The 7,633-nt window shown below is 46.1% G+C and carries 9 protein-coding genes; 5 read left to right on the forward strand and 4 right to left on the reverse strand.

Annotated elements, in window-relative coordinates; all coding sequences use genetic code 11:
• On the forward strand, positions 1-187 hold a 187-nt coding region (locus ABY436_RS17750; RefSeq protein WP_372740266.1), incomplete at its 5' end, for a hypothetical protein.
• A gap of 32 nt (positions 188-219) precedes the next feature.
• Here ABY436_RS17750 and ABY436_RS17755 read toward each other — a convergent pair.
• On the reverse strand, positions 220-1,173 hold the full coding sequence (locus ABY436_RS17755; protein ID WP_372740267.1) for a methylenetetrahydrofolate reductase: 954 nt from the start codon (positions 1,171-1,173) through the stop codon (positions 220-222).
• 192 nt (positions 1,174-1,365) lie between these two features.
• On the opposite strand from ABY436_RS17755, the gene ABY436_RS17760 reads away from it, so the two are divergent.
• Entirely contained in the window at positions 1,366-1,905 is a 540-nt protein-coding gene (locus ABY436_RS17760) for a DUF1285 domain-containing protein (protein ID WP_372740274.1), read from the forward strand.
• A 21-nt stretch (positions 1,906-1,926) separates the two neighbouring features.
• Here the strand turns inward: ABY436_RS17760 and ABY436_RS17765 are convergent, their stop codons facing one another.
• From ABY436_RS17765 to ABY436_RS17775, 3 genes are read right to left on the reverse strand one after another with little or no spacing between them, the layout of a single operon-like run.
• Positions 1,927-2,373, reverse strand: a complete 447-nt coding sequence (locus ABY436_RS17765; protein ID WP_372740268.1) for a YaiI/YqxD family protein — start codon at positions 2,371-2,373, stop codon at positions 1,927-1,929.
• 53 nt (positions 2,374-2,426) lie between these two features.
• Complete coding sequence (locus tag ABY436_RS17770; protein ID WP_372740269.1) at positions 2,427-3,044, reverse strand: glutathione binding-like protein; 618 nt, start codon at positions 3,042-3,044, stop codon at positions 2,427-2,429.
• A complete protein-coding gene (locus ABY436_RS17775; protein ID WP_372740270.1) occupies positions 3,041-3,877 on the reverse strand; it encodes a hypothetical protein in 837 nt (278 codons plus the stop codon). Before ABY436_RS17775 ends, ABY436_RS17770 begins: the two co-directional genes overlap by 4 nt.
• 214 nt (positions 3,878-4,091) lie before the next feature.
• Between ABY436_RS17775 and ABY436_RS17780 the strand changes: the two genes are divergently transcribed.
• From ABY436_RS17780 to ABY436_RS17790, 3 genes are all read left to right on the forward strand, one after another.
• Positions 4,092-4,697, forward strand: coding sequence for a DUF924 family protein (locus ABY436_RS17780; protein ID WP_372740271.1), 606 nt, complete (start codon positions 4,092-4,094; stop codon positions 4,695-4,697).
• Between the two features lie 107 nt (positions 4,698-4,804).
• Positions 4,805-5,557: a GGDEF domain-containing protein gene (locus ABY436_RS17785; RefSeq protein WP_372740272.1), complete on the forward strand. Its 753-nt coding sequence runs from the start codon at positions 4,805-4,807 to the stop codon at positions 5,555-5,557.
• A 28-nt stretch (positions 5,558-5,585) separates the two neighbouring features.
• On the forward strand, positions 5,586-7,633 hold a 2,048-nt coding region (locus ABY436_RS17790), incomplete at its 3' end, for a tRNA(Met) cytidine acetyltransferase TmcA (protein ID WP_372740273.1).

The following is a 7,633-nucleotide window of genomic DNA, read 5'->3' on the forward strand; positions in this document are numbered from 1 at the left end:
AAACATCCGCTCTTTTGTCATCGATAATAAAGCACCGGGGGGGGCATTTGATGGTTTGTTGGGAATGGATTTTCTGATGAACGTTAAGTACGAGCTGGATCTGGTGAGAAAAGTTATTATTTGGAATCCTGCGCGTTATAAAGTCATGGAAGCACTCCTTAAAGAAGTGCAGACCACGCGTGAATAAATGTTACTTGATTATCGAAATTAATTAAGCATTTAAATAAAGCGTTCAGCGAGTTTCAAATCAAGTGTCGCTTTAAGCAGTTTAAAGAGACGAATCGCCGCATCAATCTCATCTTTGCGGTTAGTCAGGCTTTCAATATTAAGCCCTAACGGCACGCCCAGCGGAATACATGCTTCAATTATCTGTTCCAGGTTACTGCGACAGATACGGATCGATTCTGCCAGTGGGTTATGAGCGTCGAGAATACGATAGCGTGTTCCTTCCGGTACAGAAATCCCTAACCATTCCATAAACTCCAGCGTTTTAGCGCTGCCGCAGGGTGTGAATGTAAGAATAACCCGCTGTGGTGTTATGCCTCTTTCTTTACATTCCCGAGCATAGCGAATCAACATATCTATGGTCGCCTGAGGGTTATAAACTGCCTGAGAGACAAAAAAGGAGCATCCCTGATCGCCTTTTTTTAGTAAACGCTGATGCTCATCACCCTTCTTTGCATGTCTTTCAGCAATAGTGACGCCACCCAGATGGTAGTTGCGCGGCTGTTCGAAGAGTGCTTTATAAGCATCACTAAGTGACAGGCGAACATCACCATTGGATGATGGGCTGCCGACCATAACGATATCGCGGATGCCATACTGGCTCCAGGCTTCTTCCAGCCACTGATCAAAATCCTGTCTGTTTTTTTGCGAGACACTTTTATAGGTGATAACAGGGTGTTGAGATTTTTCACGTAGCAAACGTGAATAATCTCGTGGATCGTGTGTCTGCATAAAGGGGAACGGACGAGGCTTGTCAATGCGGCTGCTCTCATCCTGAATGTCATACACAATGACACCATCAAAGTCGATTGCAGAGAGACGGTTGAGCAGCTTGTCGGCAATTTCATTGACCTGGTCTGCTGATGCATTGTTTCTGGGAGGCGTCGTGCCAATGAAGTACACACCACGTTGTGGATCAGAAAAGCGTTCTTGCAGTGATGCGTTCATAAGTGCTTGGTCTATTTAGTTATTAAGATGAACGCATTCTAACAGTGAATAGGATTCATGTGTTTGTCTGTATGGATGAAATTTTTGCGATATAAGTTGAGTTAATTTAATGAAGGATAGATGATGTTGGATGACCGATACACCGGAGCATATGAAATGGTAGAAAACAAACCCACATTTGACTTTACAGAGATGAGTCGCAATATTGATAAAATCGCAGGAAAAGGGGGGCCACCCGTAGATAAGTGGAACCCTGATATGTGCGGTGATATTGATATGCGTATTTTACGTGACGGTACCTGGCTTTATGAGGGAACCCCTATTGGGCGTCAAGCAATGGTGACGCTATTTGCCAGCGTGTTATGGAAAGAAGGGGATGATTACTTTCTAAAAACACCCGTAGAGAAAGTGGGTATTAAAGTTGACGATGTTCCGTTTCATTTTATTCATGTTGAAAAGGTAGCGCATGAGAGGGGAGAGGCATTGTGCTTTATCAGCCGCACGGGAGACCGGGTGATTGCTAGTCAGGAACATCCCATTCGTGTCGAAACCGATCCGGTAACAGGGGAGCCTTCTCCGTATCTGTATGTCCGGTTTGGTATGGAAGGACTGATTAGTCGGGCAGTTTTTTATGATCTGGTTGAGCAATCCCATGAAGAGATGATTGATGGGGTTGCTCATCTGGTGATTAACAGTGCCGGTGAAACCTTTGTGCTGGGCCGTTCAGACTGAGTATGAGCTACTGCATATGAGTTAGTCAGCCTTTGCAAGTAAGCTATCTAGCTGATTGGCAAAGGTTCTGCGGTCTTGCTCATTAAATGATTTAGGGCCGCCCGTCTCGACGCCACTGCTTCTTAACGTATCCATAAAGTCCCGCATGGACAGTAGTTGTCTGATGTTTTCACGTGTATAGAGTTCCCCGCGTGGGTTCAGCGCGATGGCATTTATCGCTACGACCTCGGCGGCTAACGGGATATCAGCAGTAATCACCAAATCGCCGGCTGTTAGCTTTTGAACAATGTAGTTATCAGCTACATCAAATCCTGCTGGTACGCGTATAGCATTAATCAGAGGAGAGGGGGGCGTACTGATCAGCTGATTAGCTACCAGCGTCATGCGGGTATTGGTGCGCTCTGCTGCTCTAAAAAGGATATCTTTAATGACACGGGGGCAGGCATCTGCGTCAACCCAAATATGCATGGTGGCTCCTGATAATTAAAAATTGAAAGTGGACGATTAATTCTTCGGGTGAGTTAATCGGGTATTGCCATGCCTTTTTGCACAGCCGCTATTGATTCCATGCGCTGCATCCAATTTTTTACATGAGGGAAGGTTGTCAGATCTATTTTCTGCCATTCAAACCGGGCAGTCCACGGGTAGATGGCAAAATCAGCAATGCTGAGATCATCGACAATAAACTCTCTGTTGGACAAACGCTTGTCCAACACACCCCAAAGCCTTTGTGCTTCGGTGTTGTAGCGCTGTACGGCATAAGGGATCTCTTCTGGAGCAAAACGGTTAAAGTGATGAGCTTGCCCCAAAAATGGGCCAAAACTACCCATTTGCCACATTAACCATTCCAGCATCTGAACTCTTTTGACGGGGTCGGAAGGGATGAATTTTCCATATTTTTCAGCGAGATACAAAAGGATGGCGCCACTTTCGAATACTGAAATGGATTCGTGATTAGGGCCGTCTGAGTCAACTATGGCCGGAATTTTGTTGTTGGGGCTGATGTGAAGAAAATCAGCGGCAAACTGTTCATTGTTAAGAATGTTAATGGATGTGACTCGGTACTCAGCTTGAACAGCTTCCAGCATGATGGAAACCTTCCTGCCATTAGGTGTGCCCCACGTGTATAGATCGATCATGGTGTCTGGCCTTGTTGATTGTAATGGTTGTATACCTCCAGCAGCTCATCTTCTGTAAAGGTGACAATAATCAGCTGTTGGCCTGGGGTGATCAAATCAGGGTTTTGTCCTAACAAACCTTGTCTGAAGTTATAAATATGTGTGGTGGTTACTTTATTGTGCAGTAATCTCCCCAGAAATGAGCTTTCGCGGTTCGCTAATGCTTCGTCTGCTTCAAGTGGAATGGTGGCTTTAATGAGTTTATCTTTATCCGATAAAGTGATCCCTTTGGCAAAGGTATCGGTTAAACCTTTTTGTAAAATCCCCCAGATTCCCTGTCGGTCATTTGGGTTGACCGCATGAATGTAAAAGATACGCTTTCCATTGCTGTCTGACTGATCCAGAAGCTCTTTCAGTTTAACCTGATTACCCAGCCTGGCATTGTACGGCGTAGGGTATGAGTTATCTTCGCTGTTAGTTATAGTTTTGTTTTTAGGGTCAAAAACAGGCATTTTTACACCAAAGGTTTGTACCCCGGCGCTATTATTAACATCGTTATTCTGGTCGTATGAGGCGCGTCCGTTGGCCGTATCAGGAAGCTGAATCAACTGATCTTCTGAGACAAAATGGCTGGCAGTGGATGCATCAATAGAAACGTTTGCATTTGCGGTGATATTTTTGATATGTGTTAACGCTTGCGTATGCTCATTATCAGTCGATGTTTCTGCGGGACTAATCTGTGTTTCGGGTGTGCCGCTGGTGGTTTGCGGAAGCTCTTTTTGTGTGGGTGGCAAAAAGAAATAGGCAGCTAAGATGATACCCAGAGCTAATAAAACCAGTAGTATTCGTGACATTGACTCTGCTCCTGATTGGTACAAAAAAGCATTGAATGATATGACTCTAAATCAGTTTGGGGATCGAAGAAAGGTTGAAAAATGCGGAATAGGCATTTAAGTCACTTGTTAGTCGATTATTTTTACGTTAATCATAGTGGATTGGTAACAGTGTGTGCGGTGCTTCTGTTAACAGAAGTCGTATTGAAAGAAGCCGTAAAGGGGGAAGCAGGACATGAGAGTTGAAATTGATGAAGTATTGCAGTTTTGGTTTGGTGATCTTGTTGGCGGCTTTCCGGTAAATGATAGGGAGAATATCTGGTGGAAGGGTGGTGCAGAGCTGGACCGTGAAATAGATGCTTTATTTGGTGCAAGGGTTAATGCCGCTCTGCGGGGTGAGTTGAATGAATGGAGACAAACCCCCAGAGGGCGTTTAGCGATGGTGGTTCTTCTGGATCAGTTTACCCGGAATATGTATCGAGGGATGGCAGAGGCATTTAAGGGCGATGATATTGCCAGGAGTATTGTACTGGAAAGCCTGGAAAAGCAGCATGATGAGGCACTTGAGTTTGCTGAGCGAATGTTTTTCTACATGCCTTTGCAACATGCTGAATCATTAGATATGCAGGATTTATGCATCAGTCGTTTAGAAAGTTTATTGCTGGACGTGCCTTTAAAAGATCGATATCGGGTGCATTCAGCGATTGATTTCGCTTCCCAGCACCGCGATATGATAATTCGCTTCGGGCGTTTCCCTCATCGTAACCAAGTATTGGGACGAGAGTCGACGGCAGAGGAGCTGGCTTTTTTAAATCAATCACATCATCGTTGGGGGCAGTAGTCCTGAACAATAGTCATGAAAATAGTGCTGAGTAATTTGCCTATAATCTGGAATGATCTGCGTTATACTTCTTTTTATTAAAGCTTTGTTGAATAACGAGGATAGCGTTGGCTAACTTTTTTAATACTCCACCTGATCAGAATAACGTGCAGCAGCAACAGTCGCTTAATGATGTGTTAGCGCTACTCCTTTTGGCAACAGGGATGATGATATCTCTTTTGCTGTCGACGATCGCAGTGCAGGCCGATTTAATTTCATCCCGGGTTTTATTATGGTTGTTTTTAGCTATGCTGCTTGCGTCAGTGGTACTGGTCTATCGATTAGCCGGTTTTCTGAAAAAATATAAAGCACTGCAGGCACGTTTCGATCTTATCAATACAGGTAAAGACCTGGTTACGGGTTTGCCGGATACAAATGAGTTTATATTGAAGGTTGATATTGAGTGCCGTCGTTGTGCCAGAGAGTTTGTGCCATTAAGCATAATGTATGTCGGATTCGATGTGGATTATTTAACGGAACATGATTCAATCCGGGTGGCCGAAAATTTAATTAATACCGTTTGCCGCCCTGGTGATATGGTTGCTAAAGTCGACGAAACAACATTCGGATTGATCCTGCCCTCTACAAATGAGATGGCCCGGCAGCTGGCGGATCGTTGTTTGAAGGGGGTTATGCAGTTGCAGATTAAACACCCGGTCAGTATAGGTTTAAATACATTTCAGCCGACCTCTGAACTGGATTGCTCGGTAGCAATGCGCAGTGTCCAACACCTTCTGACGAAGGCAAAAGCTGAAGGTGGCAACAAGGTTTGGGCGGATGCTCAGCCACCTCTGGATCCTCCCGTCACTTACTCATATTGAGTTTATGATGGCGCCTGCCTCTCCTACAATGCAGAGACCTATTTCTCAATTTTTTTCTCATATTCGGGCGGTGGCACAGCAAGCTAATATTCGCTTTCCTTGCTGGTTGACGGGTTCTGCAGAGTGGTCTGAAGCGATAGCTCGTGAGGTTCTGAATACTCAAGGCCAAGCATCAGGTTACGCTATCATTTCATCGCGACAGTGGCCCGGCTTGCAGACTTGCCCTGTCCACCAGGCACATCGCTTACTGGGCCAGGAGGTAGAACTTCTGATCTATGATGGCTTTAGTGGTATTAATCCTGATACCTTAGGACAGATATCCGGATTGCTGAAAGGCGGTGGACTGTTACTGTTTTTGACACCTGCGCCACTGAGCGCAGACTTTTTCGATGACCCGGAAAAGCAACGCTTACTGGTTGAGCCTTATACCTGCGCGGATGTCGGTAACCACTTCCTTGAGCACCTCCGGCACTGCTTTACTGAAGAACCATCGGTGTTGCGGTTTGACCAGAAAAGCGGTTTTAACTCAGAACTTTTTACACAGTTCTCTGCACAGTTTTCTTCGCCGCCGTTACCGGCTTCAATTTCGTCAGCTCTGCAAGACCAGCAAAAAGTAATCAATGACATTCACTTTCATCTGCAAGCCAGTGGTCAGCAGTGTTGTGTATTAACCGCTGCACGGGGCCGGGGTAAATCCTCCGCGCTGGGTATCTTAGCCCGTGGTTTTATGAAAGCGGGAAAAAATGTTGTTGTTACTGCCCCGCGTTCAGATGCCGTAGAGAGTTTATTTCAGCATGCTGCAGATGAGGCTGATTTTGAACGGACGCGGTATCAGGTGCGCAACAAAAATACCTGCCTGATTTTCCGATTACCTGTGGATGTGTGTAACGAAGAGAGCGCTGCCGATATTCTTTTAGTCGATGAAGCGGCGGGTATTCCCGTTCATCTGCTGGCCAGGTATCTGGATAAGTTTTCAAAAATAATTTTCGCCACCACTACACAAGGTTACGAGGGGACGGGCCAGGGATTTGCGTTACGTTTCTTGTCGATACTCAGGCATCGGGTGAATTCGCTAGCGTGTTATACACTGACAAAACCTGTACGTTGGTCTGAACATGATCCTTTAGAGCCTTTTTTTAACCGGTTACTGATATTAGATGCGGTCGCTCCGGCTATAAAGAAGCACAGTTCGGATGGCTCTCAAGCAGACAGCTCTAACACAGATAGCGCTAACAGGGTGGATTACCGGATTGTTGATCCGGCATGGTTAGTCTCCCATCCGCAGCGGTTACGCAACTTGTTTGGATTAATGGTTGATGCTCATTACCGGACTACGCCAGGCGACCTGCGCATTATGCTGGATAGCCCCAATCTTAAAATCTGGGTTGCTGAGTCAGCAGGGCAGATTATCGGTGCTTGTCTGGTGGCGGAGGAAGGAGGACTGGACGACGAGTTGGTACAACGTATTTGGGAAGGGCGTCGTCGCCCTCGTGGCCATTTAATACCGCAGTTATTGATTGCTCAGGAAGGGTACCCTGAAGCGGCAGGCTTTACCGCTTTACGTATCGTACGCATCGCGGTGCAGGATCAATACCGTCGTCAGAAAGTCGCTAGTGGTTTGTTAGAGGCTATTCAGCGCGGGGCTCTTCATTATGAGACTCTTCATTATAGGGATAAGAATCAGCCGTGCGATCTGATAGGCGCTTCCTTTGCTGTCACGCCGGCACTTCTCGACTTTTGGCAGCAGCAGGGCTTTCAGGTGATTCGTATCGGTACCCAACTGGATCCTGTGAGTGGTGCTTACGCTGCTTTAGTGCTTAAGGGAGTATCTGTCAGCGCACAGCAAATACTACCGTTGTGGCAGAGTGAGTTCCAACGGCGCCTGGACTATCTTCAGGGAGAGTGGCTTAAGTACTTGCCGGTAGATATTTTACAACGCATCCAGTGTTCAGGGCTGCAGGAGCAACGCGCTGAACAGGATGACTGGCGTGATCTGTCCGGGTTTGCTTTTCATTTCAGATCCTATGAAAGTACGGCATTTGTGTTTGCCGGATTAGCAAAACGTTACCGCTATCT

Source organism: Neptunomonas sp. (assembly GCF_041601355.1).
In the GTDB taxonomy this organism is placed as follows: Bacteria; Pseudomonadota; Gammaproteobacteria; order Pseudomonadales; family Balneatricaceae; genus Neptunomonas.

What these genes read in the sequence shown, in the direction of transcription:
- ABY436_RS17765 (WP_372740268.1), bottom strand. Translation starts at nt 2,373, where the DNA reads ATGCATATTTGGGTTGACGCAGATGCCTGCCCCCGTGTCATTAAAGAT.
- ABY436_RS17780 (WP_372740271.1), top strand. Translation starts at nt 4,092, where the DNA reads ATGAGAGTTGAAATTGATGAAGTATTGCAGTTTTGGTTTGGTGATCTT.
- ABY436_RS17755 (WP_372740267.1), bottom strand. Translation starts at nt 1,173, where the DNA reads ATGAACGCATCACTGCAAGAACGCTTTTCTGATCCACAACGTGGTGTG.
- ABY436_RS17775 (WP_372740270.1), bottom strand. Translation starts at nt 3,877, where the DNA reads ATGTCACGAATACTACTGGTTTTATTAGCTCTGGGTATCATCTTAGCT.
- ABY436_RS17760 (WP_372740274.1), top strand. Translation starts at nt 1,366, where the DNA reads ATGAGTCGCAATATTGATAAAATCGCAGGAAAAGGGGGGCCACCCGTA.
- ABY436_RS17770 (WP_372740269.1), bottom strand. Translation starts at nt 3,044, where the DNA reads ATGATCGATCTATACACGTGGGGCACACCTAATGGCAGGAAGGTTTCC.